Source organism: Nonomuraea sp. JJY05, assembly GCF_043496855.1.
Taxonomy (GTDB): Bacteria; Actinomycetota; Actinomycetes; order Streptosporangiales; family Streptosporangiaceae; genus Nonomuraea.
This window is the reverse complement of record NZ_JBIEIS010000018.1, coordinates 22,768-41,441: the sequence shown is the minus strand read 5'-3', so window position 1 is coordinate 41,441 and position 18,674 is coordinate 22,768. Positions and strand designations below refer to the sequence as shown.

Sequence of the window (18,674 nt, the reverse complement as noted above, 5' to 3'; positions counted from 1 at the left end):
GTTAACCTGACGGCGTCAACCTGAGACCCATGAGCACCAGACGCGTACGCGCCAGGCGCGGAGAGGGAGCGCTGCTGCGCGAGGAGATTTTGCGGGCGGCCGAGGACCTGCTGGACGAGTCCGGCAGCGAGGACGCGCTCACGCTGCGCGCGGTCGCCCTGCGGGCCGGCGTCTCCACGCCCTCCGTCTACCTGCACTTCGCCGACAAGGAGGCGCTGGTGGAGGCCGTCTGCCTGCGGGTCTGGGGCGAGTTCGGCCGGATGTTCAGCGAGAACCTGGGCGGCGACCCGTTCCTCGCCCTGGGCAGGTGCGGGCGCGCCTACGCCCGCTTCGCCCTGGAGCATCCGGTGCAGTACCGGGTGCTGATGATGCGGGCCACGACGGGTCCGGGCGTGCCGCCGGCCGCCGCCGAGTGCTTCCGCCACATGGTCGGCGCGGTCTCGGCCTGCGTGGAGACACGCGTGCTGGAGGGCGATCCCGAGGAGCTCGCGCTGGGCATGTGGTCGGCCGTGCACGGCTGCGTCTCGCTGCTGATCGCCCAGCCGTCGTTCCCGTGGCCGCGCGACAGGGAGGCGCTCATCGACCAGATCGTCCGCGTCGCCGGGTTCGGCACCGCGCTGTACTCGCGCCTGCCGCAGGCGCTCCCGCCGAGCGCGGACCTGGCCGCCGCCCTGGACGACTTCGGCGCGCGCCTGGCCTCAGACGCCGGCAAGCCCCGCGGGAAGGAGTCCGGCGGGGCTGGGGGATGACCGTCGGCCCGGGCCCCGCCATATCGGACGGGTATGCCGGGCCGGGGCCTAGTCTTCGCCGTAGCGGGCCGGCAGGACCTGGGCGGCGATGTCGAAGATCCGGTCGATCTCGCCGTCGGTCAGGGCCCGCTCCCGCTTGGTGATCCACCTACGGGCGCGGTCGCCCTGGTAGACGTCCACGCCGCGGATGGTCATGATCTTCCATGGCACGGGCGGGCCGTAGATGGCGAGCGAGGGCACGACCGAGACCTCGCGGCCGAACGACTTGGTGATCAGCTCGCTGGCCTGCGACGCCTCCCACTTCGCCTCGGTGAGGCGGGCCTTCTTGTCGAAGGGGCCGTGGAACAGCTTCTTGCCCATCTGCACCCGCACCGGGAGCCGCTTGTCCCACTTCTCGGAGTCGACCGCGTACACGCCGGTCGGGCCGACCACGAGGTGGTCGATCTGGGCCTCGCTGTTGGGGATCGCCCTGGCGTGGAGCGTGCGATAGCCGCTGCGTTCGAGCTTGCGCAGCTGCGCCTCGGTGCGGCGCTCGGCCACGGACGTGCGCCGCCAGGCGGGCACGGACGAATGGGATCGCTGGCGATAGACCGCCTCGGCGACGGCCGCGATCACACCCGCGGTCACGCCCAGCCGCCAGTCGCTCACGAGGAAGCCCACCACCACCGCGACGGCGATCGCCACCAGCGCGCGGTTGCGCAGGCGGCGGAAGTGCGGTGTCTGCAGCAGGCTGCGTACGGACGCGCGCTCGACGGGCGCGTACGTGGAGGTGGGCGCCGAAGGCTTCGCGGCGGTCTGCTCGCTCTCTGGCCGGTCGCTCACCCAGATAGGTGACGCATTGTGACCGTCTTCTCGCTGGATGTCGGAGTCCACGTAACTCACCGTAGCTCGGAGATCGGAACGATTCCTAGTGTTGCCCTGTCCATAGTTTTATGGCCCAGCTCATCGTGTTCCACGCATGTTTTCGGGGTATGTTCTACGTTCTTCTCTAGAGATGTCGTCTCAAAAAAGATCTTACCTGGTGGACACTCCCAGGTGAGGTCTGGCCCGCCGCCCGCATCGGGATTACGTTCAAGATGTGTACAGCGCAGGCGAGATTCTGCTGTTTCTCCTCGGGGTGTCGTTCGGGCTGTTCATCCTGATCAGCCTGCTGGTCCTGCTGCCGGGGCGCAGCGCGCAGCGCCGGGTGGAGTCCGGCCCGGTGTGGCTGGGCGGCCCGTCCGGGAGCGAGCGTGGCGTCAGCACCTCGGACCTGGTGCTGGCCGACCGGGTGGCGCACTGGGCGGACGTTCCGGAGCACGACTGGGTGGTCGCCGCCGAGACCGCCGAGCCCGGCAGACACCTCGGCGGGGCCTCCGCGGGATGGTGATGTGACGATGCGAGGACTGACCGCCGCACAGGCCGACGACGTCAGACGTGCCCTGCACACCGCCGAGCGGCGCAGCGGGCTGCGGTTCGGGGTGTTCCTGGGGGATCCGGTGGGCTCGCGCCGCCACTTCGCCGAACGCCTGCACGCGGCCCTGGGCGAGGAGGCCGACGACGCCGTGGTGCTCCTCGTCGACCTGAAGGGCCGCGCGCTGGAGATCGTGACGGGGGAGAACGCCCGCAGGCGGCTGACGGACGGCGCCTGCCGGCTCACGGCGATGTCGATGGCGACGGCGTTCAGCGTGGGCGACCTGGTGGGCGGCCTCCTCTACGGCATCGGCGCCCTCGGGGAGCAGGCCACCGCGCGCCGCTAGAGGCGTTGGAGCAGGCCGACGATGTGCTCGCTGACGCCGCTCAGCAGCGTCGCGGGCTCGATCGGCGCGGCCGCGACGGCCGAGAACAGCGAGGGCAGCCCGGGCAGCGGGAACCCGTCGTCCTCCGTCGCCGCGGACCCGACGGGGTTCTTGTCGAGGGCGGCGCGGCTGCGCTCCCACGCGTCCAGCACCTCCTCGGGCGACGGCACCCCGAACCCGTGCCCCACCGGGGCCGCGTGCCGCAGCCGGACGAGGGGGGTGTCGGCGAAGGTGAGCGCCGTGCGGGCCCGGACGTGGAGGTCGGCGCGCGGCTCGGGCGCGATCCAGTCCATGGCCGTGCACGGGCTGCGGCAGGTGGCGACGCAGACGGCGAGCGCGCCGGCGACCTGGCTGTGCTGCCGGTCGAAGTACGCGCGCCAGCCCTCGCCCGGCTCCATCGACACCCGCAGCGTCCGGTTGGTGGCCGACTGCTCGGACTTGGTGTGGTCGCACTCCCGGTCGCCGATCACGCCGAAGCGGCTGCCCGGCGCGCTCAGCCCGGCAGGCCAGCGGGCCGGGTCGCCGGCGTGGCCGAGCTGGGGCTCGAAGGCCAGCAGCGGCAGGTATTCGCTGGCGATGTGGACCGCGGCGATCATCGGGCTCAGCTCGCGCCGGTGCCACCGTACGGCGATCACCTCGAGCAGCAGGCCGTAGGCGGGCCGCAGCGACTCGAGCGCCCCGCGCGGCTGCTCGCGCGGGGTCTGCGGCATGTGGCAGGCCCGCGCGCGCCGCCGGAGGTCGGCCGGGACGCCCTTGGCCTCGGCCGCGAAGTCCTCGGCGTCGAGCTGGAGCAGCCGGTGACCGAACTCGCAGACCTCGGCGATCTCCGCGGCCGGCGCCAGCGCGCCGAGGTCGGCGAAGGCATAGCGGCGGGCCAGGGCGACGAGCAGGTCACGAGTCGAGTCCACCCGATGACTCTCTCACGATCGGCGAGCGGCTGAGGCCACGGAAAAGACCGTCATCCCGGGCACGGAGAGCGGATGCACTGGATCTCGCCTGAGGAGTGGCTGATCGTGGGATCGGCGGTCGGGGGCTCCTCCGGACCGGCCGTGGTCGGCTCCGCCGTGGGCTCGGGCTCCGAGGTGGTCGGCGTGGGGGTGGGCGTCACGGTGGGGGTGGCGGAGCCCGAGACGCTCGGGCTCGGCACGTGCGTCACGCTGCCGGTCGCCGTCGGCTTGGGGGTCGGCCCGCGCCTGGCCGGGGGCGTGGACGGCTTCCTGGCGCTCGGCGACGGCGGGGCTGCGGTGACCGAGGTGGCGTCCACGGTGGGCGACACCTCCTCGACGGTGGTCGCCGGGCCGGCCGGGCGCAGCCAGACGGATCCTGCCACCACCCCGGAGACGACCACCGCGGCGGCCGCGGTGAGCGCCGCCCGCAGCGTGCGGTTGCGGCGCGGCGCGAGCGGCCGCTCCGGGGCGTCCATCGCCTTGCGCGCGGCCTCCGCCAGCGCCGCGGCCGACGGCCAGCGCCGGTCCGGCGTCTTCTCCAGCGCCCGCGCCACCACCTGGCGCGGCCCCGGGGGCACGTCGTCGGGCAGCCGCGGGATGGGGGCGTTGAGGTGCTTGAAGATGATCTGTACGGGGGTGTCGCCCTGGAAGGGGAGCTCTCCGGTCAGGCACTCGTACGCCACCACGCCCAGGGCGTAGACGTCGACCGACGGCGTCACGTCGCTGGCCGTGGCCAGCTCGGGGGCGCAGTAGCCGGCCGAGCAGAGCATCGTGCCCGTGGCCGTCAGGTGGCCGGCCGAGGCCGAGTGGGCGATGCCGAAGTCGGTCAGCACCACGCCGCCGTCGGTCCTGATCATCAGGTTGGCCGGCTTGACGTCGCGGTGGACGATGCCCTGCGCGTGCGCGGCGGCCAGCGCGTCGCCGACCTCCGCGACCAGCCGCATGGTGGCCTCGGCGCCGAGCGGGCCGCGCCGCAGGACGCGGTCGAGCGACTCGCCGCGCACGTATTCCATCACCAGGAAGCTGACCTGGCGGCCCTCGACCTCGCAGATGCCGTAGTCGTAGACGTCGACCACGCCGGGATGCCGGAGCGTGGCCATGGCGCGGGCCTCGTTCTGGAAGCGCTGGGTGAAGGCCGGGCTTTCCGACAACGCGGGCATGAGCACCTTGACCGCCACCGCGCGCCCGAGAACCGTGTCGTCGGCACGCCACACCTCGCCCATGCCACCGCCGCCGAGGCGGCCGGCGAGCACGTAGCGATCATTGAGAGTGGTCCCGGCCCCTAGCACGTACCCGAGGCTAACATCGTGTCAGGCATGCTTTCGGCAAGTCGGTGAACACTCCCGCGAGGCGTGTCCAGTGCTCCTTCGCGCAGGTGACGGGCAGGCGATCGAGGGCGGCGGGCAGCGTCACCTCCCGGCCGCCCGCCAGGTCACGCCCGGTCCAGACGTCGACCCAGTCGCCATCCGGAAGGTAGACCGAAATTTCCGAAATACCGGGTTCGGTCACAGGAGCCACCAGGAGCGCGTCCCCGAGCTTGTACTGCAGGGGATGGCGCCAGACCCGCGGGTCGCGCGGATGGTCGAAGAACAGGCCGCGCATGAGCGGCGCGCCGCCGCCGACCGCCGTACGGGCCTGCTCCACCAGGTACGGCACCAGCCGCTCGCGCAGCTCGGTCAGCCGCCGGAACACCGGGATCACCCGCTCGTCCCCGGTCCGGGCGGCGACGTTCCACGGCGTGCGATCCCTGAGGGGCGTGCGATGGTGGTTGAACTCCGAGTGGTACTGCATGATCGGCATGAACGCCGCGGCCCCCGCCGCCCGCAGGTACAGCTCCGCCTCCGGCACCTCGCCGGAGAAGCCGGCCAGGTCCCAGCCCCAGTAGACGATCCCGCAGGCGGAGGCCGTGATCCCGGCCCTGATCGACGACCTGAACGCCTCCCACGTGGAGTCCTCGTCCCCGGCCCAGAACGCGCCGTGCGGCTGCGACCCGGCGAACCCGGCCCGGCTGAACGTCACCGGCGCCTTGCCGCACGACCGCAGCAGGTCGCCGAAGGCCCGGGCGTAGTGGACGGGGAACAGCCCGTTGCCCTCCGAACCGTCGCGCCCGTCGGCGTAGCGCAGGTCGTGGCCCCAGGCGTGCTCGCCGCCGTCCGTCTTGAACCCGTCGACGCCCACCTCCTCGACCAGGTAGCGGCGCTTGGCCGTCCACCAGTCGCGTACCTCCTGGGAGGACAGGTCGGGCATGAGCGCGAGCGGGAACCACCAGCCCCGGTTGCGGTAGGGTCGGCCGTCGGGCTCGCGCACGCCGTAGCCGCACCCGACGAGCTGCGCGGCGTCCACGGCGGCCTGGTGCCTCGGGTGGGGGCGCGTCTTCTGCAGCGGGATCTGCCAGAGCAGCACCTTGATGTCCCTGCGGTGCAGCTCGTCCACCATGCCCTTGGGGTCGGGCCAGGGCCCGTCGGGCGGGAAGGTGTAGTCGGCCAGGCGGTGCGGCTCCTCGGAGGGCTCGTACTCGGCCCCTCTGAACGCCGTGAACGTGCTCTCGTCGCTCCACGCCTCGATGACGAGCGCGCCGACGGGGATGCCGTGCTCGCGGTGCCGGTCCATCTCGGCCAGCACCCGCTCCTGCGTGTTCCACTCGTTGCCGCTGGCCCACAGCCGGAACACCCACGGCGGCAGCTCCGTGGGCCGCCCGACGTCGTCGAGGAAGCCTCGCAGGACGTCGGCGGGCGCGGCGCCGTCGTGGAAGCGCACGCCGAGCTCGCCGTCCCGGCCCACTTCGGCCTCCACCCGCACCCGGCCGGGCGTGGAGGCCCCCACGTCGTACCAGGTGCGCCGCGAGGTCCGCACGTGCCAGCCCCAGCTCGCCCTCTCGCCGACGACCATCGCGAACGGCATCGGCAGGTAGGTGCGGCCGTGCCGCCCCTGCGACTTGTATTGCTCGAAGACGACCGCGTCGAGCTCGCGTCCGCGCTGGTCCACGGCGTCGAACCGCTCGCCGAACCCCACGACGCGCTCCTGCGGCCCCAGCTCCAGCTCGAAGCGCACCCGCAGCGGCCCGTCGCCGTCCGACAGCCACCGCACGCTCCCCGGGACGATCCGGTCGGCGCCGGTGACGTCGAGCTTCCCGCCGGCGTCCGACCAGCTCGCCGCCGACACCTCGAACCACCTGCCGGTACGGGTCCCGCCGCCGGCGGTCGTGGCGCGGAAGCGGTAGGCGTAGCGGTGGCCGGCCCGCAGCGAGGGCGTCCGCACGGCCCACGACCCGGCGGCCGCCCGCGTGGCCCTGGCCTGGGCGGCGGCGAGATGCCCGCCGTCCACGCCCGAGCCGGGCCCCGCACCGGCGTCGCGCCTGGTCAGGGCTAGCTCGATCGGCGGCGCGCCGTCGGCGGCCCACTCGCACACCACGGCGGTCACGCTCGCCGAGGCCCGCACCCGCAGCTCCACCGGCTCCCCGTCCACGGGTCTGGCCGGGACGCGCTGGTCCTCGGTCTCGGCGTACGGGTGCCCGGAGCCGTGCGGCCGATGCCGGATCATGCGTGCACTCCCAACTCGTCGGCGAGGATCAGGTACATGCCGTGCGACCACAGCAGCGGCGTGGCCACGGGCCCCCAGCGGTCGAGCCACTCCTGCCGCCGCCCGGGCGCCAGCAGCAGGCCGGACACCTGCTCGGGCAGGTCACCGCCGGGGGTGGCCTGGGCGGCCATCCAGTCCAGGTAGCGCCGGGCCTCGGCGGGGTGTCCCGCCCTGGCGTGGTTCCAGCCGAGGAAACCCGCCAGCAGCACCCACCTGCCCCCGCCGTAGAAGGTGTCGGCGAGGTAGCGATGGACCCCGCCGTCCCTGGCGAGCACGCGCTCCACCTCGGCGACCGTGGCCGCCCCGACGGGGTGCGCGGCCGGGTAGAAGCCGAACGGCTCCACGCAGGCGAGCAGGCTGGCGTCCACGGCGTCGCCGCCGAGCCACTTCCGCAGCCGCGGCGCGCCGGACTCGTCCCGGACGAGGCCCTCGCGCTCCACCAGCGCCGCGATGCCCTCGACCGCCTCGGTCGCCGACGCCTCCTCCGCCGCGCTCAGCACGCCGAGCGCGGCGGCGGCCCGCAGGCCCGCGTGGATCGCGCCGAGCGTGGCCACGTGCCGCTGCTCGACGTGCTCCTCCCACCAGTCGTAGCAGGGCAGGTGCCAGAACGCCGTCAGATACCGGACGGTCGCCCTGACCCCCTTCTCGACCCCCGGGACCGCCCTGCCGTGCCGCACCGAGTGCTCGCGCAGCGCCCAGAGCCACGTCCCGTACCCGTCGAGCTGGAAGTCCCACCAGTCGTCGTCCCCGTCCACCCCGTCGAGGGTGAAGCGGGTCGGCAGCATCTCGGCCACCGCTACGGCCTCGCCCCGGGCGGCCCGTGAGACCAGCGAGTCCACCTGGCCCGCCCGGTCGCCGACCGTGCGGGCGCACCAGGCGTGGAAGGCGTCCGCCCCGGCCACGTCGCCGTGCCTGCTCACCCCCTCGGCGATGAACGCGCCGTCCCGCAGCCACGAGTAGCCGCGGTAGGCGGAGAAGGTGGGCGAGGCCGGATAGGCCCCGGTGGGGGACTGCAACCTCTTGATCACGTCGAGGCTGTGCGCGACGAGGGACAACGAGAACTCTCCTAATGATCAGCCGAGCAGGGCGTTCACGTCGGCGGCGGCGGCCTTGAGCGCGTCCGGCACCGGCTTGCGCCCGGCAGCGGCCTCGCCGAGCTGCTTGGTCACCGCGTCCTGCATCTCCTGCTGCCGCTTGATGACAGGCGGCAGCGCGATGGACTTGAGCGAGTCGAAGACGGCCTGCCGGTTGGCCGGCTTGGGGTCCTTGAGGTAGCCGGCGAGCACCTGCTGGTCGGCGACCGGCGGCAGCTCCCAGGAGGACTCGACGCGCGTGGTGGCCGCGGTGTCCGACGAGGACAGGAAGCGGGCCCACGCCCACGCCTCCTTGGCGTGCTTGGTGGTGGCCGAGGCGGCGACCGCGTTGTGGAAGACCGCGCTGGCCTTGGCGGCGTCACCGGGCTCGACGACCACGTCCCACTCGAACGGCACGTCCTTCAGCCCCGCGAACTGCCAGATGCCGTTGTGCCACATGGCGAGCTTGCCGGACTTGAAGAGGTTCGTGTCGTAGTCGGCGGTGCCGCCGATCTCCGCCTCGGTCGGCATGGTCCTGCCCACCTTGGAGACCAGCCACTGCGCCGCCTTGACGCCCTGCGGGCTGTCGAAGGCCGCCTTCTTGCCGTCGGCCGACAGGAACTCGCCGCCCGCCTGCTTGAGCGTCTTGTAGAACTCGAAGAACTGCACCGGCTGGAAGTCGCCGTACACGCCCTTCTTCCGGTCCGTCAGCTTGGCGGCCGCGGCCTGCTCGTCGGCCCACGTCCAGTCCGCCGTCGGCAGGGCGACCCCGGCCTTGTCGAACAGGTCCTTGTTGTAGAAGAGCACGACCGTCGAGAACGACGCGGGCAGGGCGTACTGCTTGCCGTCGCGCTTGAACGCGTCGAGCGACTCCTGCGCGTAGACCGAGGTGTCGCCGTCGCCCGCCACGCCGGCGAGGTCGAGCAGGGAGCCGGCGCTGGCGTAGGTGACGAAGTTCTCGTAGTTGAGCTCGAACGTGTCCGGCGCGGTGCCGCCCGCGATGCTGGTCTGGAGCTTGGTGAAGTACTCGTCGAAGGGCGCGGTCTCGACGACCACGTCCACCTTCGGGTTCTCCTTCTCGAAGGCCTTCTCGATCTTGTTCAGGTCTTTGACGTGGTCGGGGGCCGCAGAGAAGGTGAAGTACCGCAGGGTCACCCTGCCGTCCGCGCCGGTCGTGGCCTTGGTGGCCGAGCCCTGGGAGCAGGCGGAGGCGAGCAGCGCCGTGGCCGCCGCGACGATGAGGAAATGTCTGGACATGGGGGGATTCCTTTACTTGAGCCCGCTCTGCGCGACGCTGGCGATGACGTGCTTCTGCGCGAAGACGTAGAGGATGAGGATCGGTACGACGCTGATCACCGAGCCCGCCATGACCACGTCCCACTCGGTGGTGAACTGGCCGTGCAGCGTGGCCAGACCCAGGGGGAGGGTCATGAACTCGGGCGACTTGATGATGATCAGCGGCCAGAGGTAGCTGTTCCAGCTGGCCATGAAGCCGAAGATGGCGAACGTGGCCAGCGCCGGGCGGATCAGCGGCAGCACCACGTACAGAAAGATCCTGAAATGTCCGGCGCCATCCAGCACCGCCGCCTCGTCGAACTCCCGCGGCACCTGGTTGACCGCCTGACGCAGCAGGAACACCCCGAACGCCGAGGCGATCGTCGGCGCGAGCAGCGCGAAGTACGTGTCGACCAGGTTGAACGTGCGCATCTCGATGAACAGCGGCACGACCAGCACCGGCAGCGGCATCATCAGCGTCGCGAGATAGACCGCGAACAGGGCGCCCCTGCCGGGGAACGGCAGCCGGGCGAACGCGTAGGCCGCCATCGCGCTCGTGACGAGCTGCAGCGCGGTGGAGGCGGCGCCGATCCAGGCGCTGTTGAGCACGATGCGCCAGAACGGCAACGTCTCCAGCAGCTTGCCGTACGCGTCGAGGCTCGCGCCCTCGGGCGTGAAGTCGGGCGGCACGGCCAGCACCGCGTCACCGGGCGTGACAGAGGTGATCACCGCCCACGCGAACGGGAACAACATGACCAGCGCACCCAGACCGACCAGCGCGTAGCGGAGGATCTTACCCATAGGTCACCCACCGCTTCTGGCCCCGGATCTGCACGATGGTCACCAGCAGCACCACCGCGAACAGCAGCCACGACAGCGCCGAGGCCGCGCCCGCCCTGCCGTACCTGAAGGTGAGGTCGTAGATCTGCGACACCACCACCTGCGTCGCGCCCCCGGGGCCTCCACCGGTCATGATCTTGACCTGGTCGAAGACCTGGAAGCCGTTGATCAGCGAGATCACGATCACGAAGAACGTCGAGGGCGACAGCAGCGGCAGCGTGATGTGCCGGAACCTGCGCCAGGCCGACGCGCCGTCCACCATGGCGGCCTCCTGGTACTCGCGCGGGATCGCCTGCAGCCCGGCCAGCAGGATGATCATCACGAAGCCCAGGTCCTTCCAGGCCGAGGCCAGGACGATCGACGGCATCGCCCAGTCCGGGTCGGTCCACCAGCCGGGGCCGCCGACCCCGAGCAGGCCGAGCGCCCAGTTGACGACGCCGCTGGCGGGGTTGAGCAGCCACTTCCACATCAGCGCGACGACCACCCAGCTCGTGATCACCGGCAGGAAGTAGATGCCGCGCAGCAGGCTCCGGCCCCGCATCGCCCGGTTCAGCAGCACGGCCAGGCCCAGCCCGCCGGCGTAGACGAGCGGCAGGTAGCCGGCGATGAAGGAGAGCGTGTGCAGGAAGGCGGCCCGGGTCTCGGGGTCCCCGATCAGCTCGGCGTAGTTGTCCAGGCCGACCCAGCGCATGTCGGTGATGAGGTCCCATTCGTGCAGGCTCGTCCAGAACGAGCCGAGCATCGGAATGAGCGTGTAGAGGGTCAGGGGGACGAGGCTGGGGAGCAGGAACACGGCGACGGTGGCCCCGTACCGCCAGCCCTTCCTGCGCGGGCGCGCCTGCGCGGCCGGGGCCTTGGGCGGGGCGGCGGTGAGGGTCACGGCGTCGCCCCGATCAGGCGGGCCCGCACCAGGCGGCCCTGCTCGCCCGCCGCCCCCGCCGCGTCGAACGGGGTGGCCAGCACGAGGGCCGCCGCGCCCTGGGCCCAGCTCGTGTCGTCCCAGCTCTCCACCTCGACGGAGATGTCGCGCCGGCCCGGGTAGAGCTGCGCCCTGAGCGCCGCGTCGAAGCTCGCCCGCCAGAGCGGCCAGTCGGCCGTCCCCTCGCCGAGCACCACCACGACCTCGGGGTCGACGACGTTGATGAGCCCGGCCGTGGCCCGCCCCAGGATGGCCCCGGCCTCGGCGAACACCTCCCGCGCCCCCGCGTCGCCCCCGGCGGCGGCCCGGCCGAGCGCCGGCAGGTCGAGCTGGACGTCCTTGGCCCGCGCCGCGGCGAGCAGGCCGGCGGCGCCGACGTACGCCTCCAGGCAGCCCCGGGCCCCGCATCCGCACACCGGCCCGCCGGGGTCCACCGGCAGGTGGCCGAACTCGCCGGCGCCGCCGCGCGCCCCCCGGTACACGCGCCCGTCCGCCACGATCGCCGCGCCCACGCCGCGCCCGATCGTCACCACGAGGAAGTCCCGGTGCGTACGCCCCCGCCCGTACAGCCGCTCGGCCGCCGCCAGCGCGTTCACGTCGTTCTCCACCAGCACCGGCAGTTCGAGCCGCCGCCGCAGCCAGTCGCCCACCGCCATGGCCTGCCACCCGAGGGTGGGCGCGTTCACCGTCCCGGCCGCCTGGTCGTCCACGCTGCCCGGCACCCCGACTCCGATCCCGAGCAGCGGCGGCGTCCGCTCGTCGGCCGAGCTCTCCGACACCACGGACGAGATCGCCCCGGCCAGCGAGTCGAGCGCGTCGGGCGCGGACGGGTCGAAGGGCCGCTCCCACGAGCCCAGCACCTCCCCGTCGAGCCGCACGTCCACGAGCACCAGGTGGTCGGCCGTCACCTTGACGCCCAGCGCCCGCCCCGCGCTCCCGACCAGCCCGAGCCGCACGGCGGGCCGCCCGCCTCGCGACGGCTTCAGGTCGAGCTCCTCGAGCATCCCGTGCCCCATGAGCTCCCGCGTGAGCTGCGTGACGGTGGCCGGGCTGAGGTCGAGCCGGCGCGCGATCTCGCTGCGGCTGAGCGGCCCCACCGTGCCCAGCAGGGCGAGGATCGCCGTCCGGGTGAGGTCTCCGCGATCGGTGCTTACCATGCGATGAGGGACTTTCTTCAGAAGTAAAGTTAGTCCCGAAATATCCCCTTGGTTCGCGTGCCTGTCAACCCCCGGACAAACGAAAGGACCCCCGCCCGTGGCAGGGGTCCTCGGTGGGACGGCGCGTCAGGCGGACGCGGCGTCCTTGTCCCGGTTGCGCAGCGCCCGGCTGACGCCGTCGGCGCCCTCCAGGATCAGCCGGCGCAGCGCCTGCGGCGGCTGCTCGGTCTCCAGGTAGTCCTGCGCGGCCCGCACCGTCTCCGGCTCGATGAGCAGCGCGGGGAAGCATCCCACCGCGAACGTCGACGCCTGGTCGAACGTCCACTCCCGGTAGATCCGCCCCACCTCGGCGAAGTACTTCTCCCGGTAGGGCGCCAGCAGCTCGGGGTGGTGCGGGTCCTGGAACCCGGAGATCGTCGTACGGGCGATGTGGTTGGCCAGCTTGCCGCCCACGACCCGCTCCCAGGCGGCGGCCTTGGCCCCGGCCGCCGGGATCGCGGCCCGGCACAGCGCCGCGGACCGCTCACCCGTCGCCGTAGGGTCCCGCTCCAGCTCGGCGTCGATGTCGGCCTCGCCCAGCCGGCCGCCGGTGACCAGCGCGTGCACCAGTGACCAGCGCAGGTCGGCGTCCACGCTCAGGCCTTCGGGCACCTCGGAGCCGTCGAGGATGCGCTGCAGCAGGTCGAGGTCCGCGTCGGAGGTGGCCACCGGCCCGAACGCCTGCAGGAACGCGAGCTGGTGGTCGGAGCCCGGCGCGGCCTGGCCGAGCTGCTCGCGCAGCTCCGCGGCCAGCAGAGCCAGACCCTCGGCCTGCCAGGCCGGGTCGGCGTACTGCTGGACGGCCAGGCGCGCCTGGCGCAGCACCGCCTGCAGGACCGTGATGTCCTTGAGCGTGCCGGCACCCGACACGACCAGCCTGACGTAGTCGCGCGTGGCCATCTCGCCGTCACGGGTCATGTCCCAGGCCGCCGACCAGCACAGGGCGCGCGGCAGCGACTCGGTGAACGCCGCGATGCCGCCCTCGACCAGCGTCCGCATCGACCGCTCGTCGAGGCGGATCTTGGCGTAGGTGAGGTCGTCGTCGTTGAGCAGCACCAGGTCCGGCTGCTCCTCGCCGACCAGCTGGGCCACGCTGGTGCGGGGGCCGACCACGTCCAGCTCGACCCGCTTGGTCCGCTTCAGCTCGCCGTCCACCAGCGAGTACAGGCCGACCGCGACCCGGTGCGAACGCAGCGTCGGGTGCTCCGCGGGCGCCTCCTGCAGCACCTCGAAGCTGGTGAACCGCCCGTCGGACACCTCGAACGAGGGCCGCAGCGTGTTGACCCAGGACGTCTCCAGCCACTCCTTCGACCAGGACGACAGGTCGCGGCCCGAGGTCCGCTCCAGGGCGTTGAGCAGGTCCTTCAGCTCGGTGTTGCCCCAGGCGTGCTCGGCGAAGTAGTCGCGCACGCCGGCCAGGAAGTTGTCCAGGCCGACGTAGGCCACGAGCTGCTTGAGCACCGAGGCGCCCTTGGCGTACGTGATGCCGTCGAAGTTGACCTCGACGGCCTGCATGTCCGGGATGTCCGCGGCGATGGGGTGGGTCGAGGGGAGCTGGTCCTGGCGGTAGGCCCAGGCCTTCTCGACGTTGGCGAACGTGGTCCACGCGCCCTTGCCCCACCTGGTGGCCTCGGCCTGGGCCAGGACGGACATGTAGGTGGCGAACGACTCGTTCAGCCACAGGTCGTCCCACCAGCGCATGGTGACCAGGTCGCCGAACCACATGTGCGCCATCTCGTGCAGGATCGTCTCCGCGCGCCGCTCGACCACCGCGTCGGTGACCCTGGAGCGGAAGACGTAGTCCTCCAGGAACGTCACGCAGCCCGCGTTCTCCATGGCGCCGGCGTTGAACTCCGGCACGAAGCACTGGTCGTACTTCCCGAACGGGTAACGCACCCCGAACACCTTGTGGAAGAAGTCGAAGCCCTGCCTGGTGACCTCGAGGATGTTGTCCGGGTCGAGGTGCTCGGCCAGCGAGGCCCGGCAGTAGATCCCCAGCGGGATGCCGTCGTGCTCCGAGGTCACCTTGTGGTACGGACCGGCCACCAGCGCGGTGATGTACGTGGACATGACCGCCGTGGGCGGGAACTCCCACCGCCTGGCCGGGGCCACCGCCCCGTGCTTGCCGCCCTGCTCCGGCAGCTCCTCGACCGCCGAGGCGGCCGCGTTGGAGACGACCTCCCACTCGGCCGGGGCCAGCACGGTGAGCTGGAAGGTGGCCTTGAGGTCGGGCTGGTCGAAACAGGCGTACATGCGGTGCGCGTCGGCTGTCTCGAACTGGCTGTGCAGGTAGACCTTCTTGTCCACCGGGTCGACGAAGCGGTGGAGGCCCTCGCCGGTGCGCATGTAGCTGCAGTCGGCGTCCACGCGCAGCTCGTTGGACTCGGCCAGCGACGGGAGCGGGAAGCGGCCCTTCTCCTCGTCGTAGGCGGAAACGTCGAGGTCCTCGCCGTTGAGCGTCACCTTGCGCACATGGGCGCCGTGCAGGTCGATGAAGGTGGACGCGCCTGGCCGGGCGCTGCTGAAACGGACGGTCGTGACGCTCTCGAAGCGCTCCTCCCCCTCGGTCAGGTCGAGTGCGACCTCGTACGACTCGACCTTCAGCAGCCGGGCGCGCTCACGAGCCTCGTCCCGGGTCAGATTGCCTGCCAAGTTGCGCTCCTTTTCACCACTTCATCGAAGTTTGTCGGTATCGTTCCACGCTGGGAATAGGACTCGATCCACCTCAGGTTACGGGTCCACATGAGCGAAAAGATTCCCGTGGATCTGTGGTTCGATCCTGCCTGTCCCTTCGCATGGGTCACGTCACGATGGCTTCTCGAAGTCGAGAAGGTCCGTCCCATCGAGCCTCGCTGGCGCATCATGTCCCTCTACGTCCTCAACGTGGACAAGGACATCCCGGACGAGTACCGCAAGTCGACCGAGCGGGCCAAGGGTACGGTCCGGGTGGTCGCCGCCGCGGCCGCCAAGCACGGCGAGCAGATCCTCGGCCCGCTCTACACCGAGCTCGGCACCCGCCTGCACAACCAGGGCCTGGGCAGGGAGCCGGAGCGCCTGCGCGAGGTCATCGAGAGCGCGCTGGAGAGCGCGGGGCTCGAGAAGGAGCTCATCGAGGCCATCGACTCCGACGAATGGGACGAGGCCATCACCACCTCCCACAACGAGGGCATCGACCTCGTCGGTCAGGAGGTCGGCACCCCGGTCATCCGTGTCGGCGCCAACGCCTTCTTCGGGCCGGTGATCACCAAGATCATCAAGGGTGAGGACGCGGGCCGCCTCTGGGACGGGGTGCTCGCCGTCACGTCCTTCGAGGACTTCTTCGAGCTGAAGCGCAGCCGGACCAAACGCCCCGAATTCGACTAACCCTCTCATTCTCCCGGGGTCAATCATCGTACGCTGACGGAAGAACGCTGCTTGCGGTGTAGAAGACTTATCCCTGGATCAGGGCAAGCCTCTCACCGCCACCTGAGCTCCTGACAGGATGGTGGCTATGCGTCAGCTGTACATCGGCGGCTCCTGGACCGCTTCTGCGTCGGACGAGTCCATCGACGTCGTCAACCCGGCCACGGAAGAGATCATCGATCGCGTGCCCGCGGGGTCGCCCGACGACGTCGAGGCGGCCGCGAGCGCCGCTCGAAAGGCCTTCCCCGGCTGGTCCGACCTGGCCGCCTCGGAGCGCGGCAAACTGCTCGATGACGCCGCCGAGCTGCTGAAGCAGCGCTCCGAGGAGATCGCCAAGACCATCGCCACCGACATGGGGGCGCCGCTGGGCTTCGCGCGCAAGGTGCAGACGCTCATGCCGGCGACCGTGCTGTCCTCCTACGCGCAGCTGGCCGAGACCCACCCCCGCGAGTCGCGCGTGGGCAACTCGATGGTGGTCAAGGAGCCCATCGGAGTGGTCGCCGCGATCACGCCATGGAACTACCCGCTGCACCAGATCGTCTGCAAGGTGGCCCCCGCGCTGGCCGCCGGCTGCACCGTGGTGCTCAAGCCGAGCGAGGTGGCGCCGCTGGCGGCGTACGCGCTGGCGGAGATCTTCGCCGAGGTGGGCCTGCCGCCGGGCGTGTTCAACCTGGTCAGCGGGCGCGGTCCGGTCGTCGGCGAGGCCATGGCGGCCCACCCCGAGGTGGACATGGTCTCCTTCACCGGCTCGACCGCCGCCGGGCGCAGGGTGGCCGCGCTCGCCGCCGAGTCCGTCAAGCGGGTCGCGCTCGAGCTCGGGGGCAAGTCGGCGAACATCATCCTGCCCGACGCCGATCTGGCGCTGGCCGTCAAGGTCGGCGTCGCCAACTGCTTCGTCAACGCCGGCCAGACCTGCTCGGCGTGGACCCGGATGATCGTCCACCGCGACCAGTACGACGAGGCCGTCCGCCTGGCCGTCCAGGCGGCCCGCGGCTACACCGTCGGCGACCCCTTCGACGAGTCCACCAGGATCGGCCCGCTGGTCTCCGCCACCCAGCGCGACCGCGTGGTCCGCTACATCAACCGGGGCCAGGAGGAGGGCGCCAGGCTGGTGGCCGGTGGCACCGAGCGGCCCCACGAACGGGGCTACTACGTGGAGCCCACCGTGTTCGCGGGGGTGGAGTCGGGGATGACTATCGAGCAGGAGGAGATCTTCGGGCCGGTGCTGTCGCTGATCCCGTACACGAGCGAGGACACCGCCGTCGCGATCGCCAACGACACGAAGTACGGGCTGGCCGGAGCGGTCTGGGCGGCCACCGAGGACCGCGCCGTCGCCGTCGCCCGGCGGCTGCGCACGGGGCAGGTCGCCATCAACGGCGGCCGCTTCAACCCGCTGGCGCCCTTCGGCGGTTACAAGCAGTCGGGGGTGGGGCGGGAGCTGGGGGAGCAGGGCCTGGAGGAATACCTGGAGACCAAGGCCATGCAGCTGTAACACCGCCCGCCCTCCGCACCGCCCGGCCCCGCGCCCGCACCTGCGCCGCCCGACCCTGCGCGGCCCTGCTCCGGCCTGCCCCGTACCGGCCGGCCCAGCGCCGCTGCGCTCACCCGTCCGGCGCCGCCCCTGGCGGAGGGCGGCGCCGGTGGGTCAGACGAGCAGGCCGCCCGTGGCGATCAGGTTCTGGCCGGTGATCCAGCGCGAGTCCGGGCCCGCCAGGAAGGCGACCACGGAGGCGATGTCGTCGGGCTGCCCGAGCCGTTGCAGCGCCGTCATCGCCGCGGTCTGCTCCAGCGCCCCCGGCGGGTTGGTGCCCCGCAGCAGGTCGGTGTCGGTGGCGCCGGACGAGACCACGTTGACGGTGATCCCGCGCCCGCCCAGCTCCCGCGCCGCCACCTTGGCGAACTGCTCGACGGCCCCCTTGCTGCCGCAGTAGAGCGTCAGGGCGGGAGCGGGCACCTGGGTGTTGAGCGTGGAGATGTTGACGATGCGCCCGCCGTCGCGCATCACCCGCGCGGCCCACTGCATGGCCAGGTAGACCGCCCGGGTGTTGACCGCGAACACCCGCTCGTACTCCTCGTCCGTGATCTCCGCCATGGGCTTCTGCCCGAGGACGGCGGCGGCGTTGTTGACCAGGATGTCGAGCCCGGGCAGCCGCGACTCGGCCTCGCCGAACAGCCGCGCCAGGTCCTCCTTGCTGCCCAGATCCGCCTGTACGGCGTGCGCGCCCGTCTCCTTGGCGACCTGCTCGGCGGCCTCCACCGAGCGCTCGTAGCAGAAGACCACCTCCGCTCCCTCGGCGGTCAGCCGCTCCACGATGGCCTTCCCGATGCCCCTGGATCCCCCTGTGACCAATGCGCCTTTGCCGGAAAGTGTGCTCATGCGGCCAACCTACGCTCTGAGCATGATCTTGCGAGCTTCGTTTCGCGGCAGGCGATCGACGTACAGCCTGCCGTCGAGATGCTCGGTCTCGTGCTGGAAGCAGCGCGCGAGCGACCCGCGCGCCTTGATCCGTACCGGACGCTGGAGCCTGTCGATCCCCTCGACGGTCACGCCCGCGGCACGCCCCACCGGGGCGTAGATCGGCAGCCGCGTCTGCCGGTCGGGCACGGACAGGCAGCCCTCCTCGTCCGTCACCTCCTCCGGGTCGTCGACGGTCAGCACCGGGTTGATCACGTGACCCTTGCGCCCGGCGATGTCGTACACGAACAGCCGGCGTGACACGCCGATCTGCGGGCCGGCCAGGCCCACGCCGTTGACCGCGTACATCGCCTGGAACATCTCGTCGATCAGCCGGCGCAGCTCGCGGTCGAAATCCGTCACGGGATCGGCGGGCGTGCGCAGGACCGGATCGCCGATGACGCGGATCTCACGCATGGGCATCTACTTTCGTAAGGACTGGACAACGGTAGAGGTCCTTA

The 18,674-nt window shown here is 71.7% G+C and carries 17 protein-coding genes; 5 read left to right on the top strand and 12 right to left on the bottom strand.

Features of this window, described 5'->3' with window-relative positions:
* Positions 1-29: 29 nt before the first annotated feature.
* Positions 30-749: a TetR/AcrR family transcriptional regulator gene (locus ACFKCF_RS27880; protein WP_394498061.1), complete on the top strand. Its 720-nt coding sequence runs from the start codon at positions 30-32 to the stop codon at positions 747-749.
* Between the two features lie 48 nt (positions 750-797).
* On the opposite strand, the gene ACFKCF_RS27875 is transcribed toward ACFKCF_RS27880, so the two are convergent.
* The gene (locus ACFKCF_RS27875; RefSeq protein WP_394498059.1) at positions 798-1,571 is read right to left on the bottom strand and encodes a nuclease-related domain-containing protein; all 774 of its coding nucleotides are present in this window, start codon (positions 1,569-1,571) and stop codon (positions 798-800) included.
* Positions 1,572-1,827: 256 nt separating this feature from the next.
* Between ACFKCF_RS27875 and ACFKCF_RS27870 the strand changes: the two genes are divergently transcribed.
* Together ACFKCF_RS27870 and ACFKCF_RS27865 are read left to right on the top strand one after the other, a co-directional pair.
* Positions 1,828-2,118 carry a hypothetical protein gene (locus ACFKCF_RS27870; RefSeq protein ID WP_394498057.1) on the top strand — a complete coding sequence of 97 codons (291 nt, stop codon included), beginning with the start codon at positions 1,828-1,830 and terminating at the stop codon, positions 2,116-2,118.
* A gap of 7 nt (positions 2,119-2,125) precedes the next feature.
* Positions 2,126-2,488 carry a DUF5130 family protein gene (locus ACFKCF_RS27865; protein ID WP_394498055.1) on the top strand — a complete coding sequence of 121 codons (363 nt, stop codon included), beginning with the start codon at positions 2,126-2,128 and terminating at the stop codon, positions 2,486-2,488.
* On the opposite strand, the gene ACFKCF_RS27860 is transcribed toward ACFKCF_RS27865, so the two are convergent.
* The 9 genes from ACFKCF_RS27860 to pepN all read right to left on the bottom strand — a co-directional run bounded on the left by ACFKCF_RS27860 (position 2,485) and on the right by pepN (position 15,008).
* A complete protein-coding gene (locus tag ACFKCF_RS27860; protein WP_394498053.1) occupies positions 2,485-3,435 on the bottom strand; it encodes a hypothetical protein in 951 nt (316 codons plus the stop codon). The two genes, ACFKCF_RS27865 and ACFKCF_RS27860, sit on opposite strands and share 4 nt — an antisense overlap.
* 50 nt (positions 3,436-3,485) lie before the next feature.
* The gene (locus ACFKCF_RS27855; protein ID WP_394498051.1) at positions 3,486-4,763 is read right to left on the bottom strand and encodes a protein kinase; all 1,278 of its coding nucleotides are present in this window, start codon (positions 4,761-4,763) and stop codon (positions 3,486-3,488) included.
* 10 nt (positions 4,764-4,773) lie between these two features.
* Positions 4,774-7,014: a TIM-barrel domain-containing protein gene (locus ACFKCF_RS27850; protein ID WP_394498049.1), complete on the bottom strand. Its 2,241-nt coding sequence runs from the start codon at positions 7,012-7,014 to the stop codon at positions 4,774-4,776.
* Positions 7,011-8,108, bottom strand: a complete 1,098-nt coding sequence (locus ACFKCF_RS27845) for a glycoside hydrolase family 15 protein (protein ID WP_394498047.1) — start codon at positions 8,106-8,108, stop codon at positions 7,011-7,013. Before ACFKCF_RS27845 ends, ACFKCF_RS27850 begins: the two co-directional genes overlap by 4 nt.
* An 18-nt stretch (positions 8,109-8,126) precedes the next feature.
* Positions 8,127-9,383 carry an ABC transporter substrate-binding protein gene (locus ACFKCF_RS27840; RefSeq protein ID WP_394498045.1) on the bottom strand — a complete coding sequence of 419 codons (1,257 nt, stop codon included), beginning with the start codon at positions 9,381-9,383 and terminating at the stop codon, positions 8,127-8,129.
* 12 nt (positions 9,384-9,395) lie between these two features.
* The gene (locus ACFKCF_RS27835; RefSeq protein ID WP_394498043.1) at positions 9,396-10,202 is read right to left on the bottom strand and encodes a carbohydrate ABC transporter permease; all 807 of its coding nucleotides are present in this window, start codon (positions 10,200-10,202) and stop codon (positions 9,396-9,398) included.
* Positions 10,195-11,121: a carbohydrate ABC transporter permease gene (locus ACFKCF_RS27830; RefSeq protein ID WP_394498041.1), complete on the bottom strand. Its 927-nt coding sequence runs from the start codon at positions 11,119-11,121 to the stop codon at positions 10,195-10,197. Before ACFKCF_RS27830 ends, ACFKCF_RS27835 begins: the two co-directional genes overlap by 8 nt.
* Positions 11,118-12,317 (bottom strand): ROK family protein, encoded by a 1,200-nt coding sequence (locus ACFKCF_RS27825; RefSeq protein WP_394498039.1) that lies wholly within the window; start codon positions 12,315-12,317, stop codon positions 11,118-11,120. The genes ACFKCF_RS27830 and ACFKCF_RS27825 overlap by 4 nt, the downstream gene beginning before the upstream one ends.
* A 126-nt stretch (positions 12,318-12,443) precedes the next feature.
* Complete coding sequence (gene pepN, locus ACFKCF_RS27820) at positions 12,444-15,008, bottom strand: aminopeptidase N (protein ID WP_394498037.1); 2,565 nt, start codon at positions 15,006-15,008, stop codon at positions 12,444-12,446.
* A 90-nt stretch (positions 15,009-15,098) separates the two neighbouring features.
* On the opposite strand from pepN, the gene ACFKCF_RS27815 reads away from it, so the two are divergent.
* Complete coding sequence (locus ACFKCF_RS27815; RefSeq protein ID WP_394498035.1) at positions 15,099-15,719, top strand: disulfide bond formation protein DsbA; 621 nt, start codon at positions 15,099-15,101, stop codon at positions 15,717-15,719.
* 127 nt (positions 15,720-15,846) lie between these two features.
* Positions 15,847-17,250, top strand: a complete 1,404-nt coding sequence (locus ACFKCF_RS27810; RefSeq protein ID WP_394498033.1) for an aldehyde dehydrogenase family protein — start codon at positions 15,847-15,849, stop codon at positions 17,248-17,250.
* Positions 17,251-17,403: 153 nt separating this feature from the next.
* Here the strand turns inward: ACFKCF_RS27810 and ACFKCF_RS27805 are convergent, their stop codons facing one another.
* Together ACFKCF_RS27805 and def are read right to left on the bottom strand one after the other, a co-directional pair.
* Positions 17,404-18,135 (bottom strand): SDR family oxidoreductase, encoded by a 732-nt coding sequence (locus ACFKCF_RS27805; RefSeq protein ID WP_394498031.1) that lies wholly within the window; start codon positions 18,133-18,135, stop codon positions 17,404-17,406.
* A 9-nt stretch (positions 18,136-18,144) separates the two neighbouring features.
* Positions 18,145-18,630, bottom strand: coding sequence for a peptide deformylase (def, locus tag ACFKCF_RS27800; protein WP_394498029.1), 486 nt, complete (start codon positions 18,628-18,630; stop codon positions 18,145-18,147).
* Positions 18,631-18,674 lie beyond the last annotated feature (44 nt).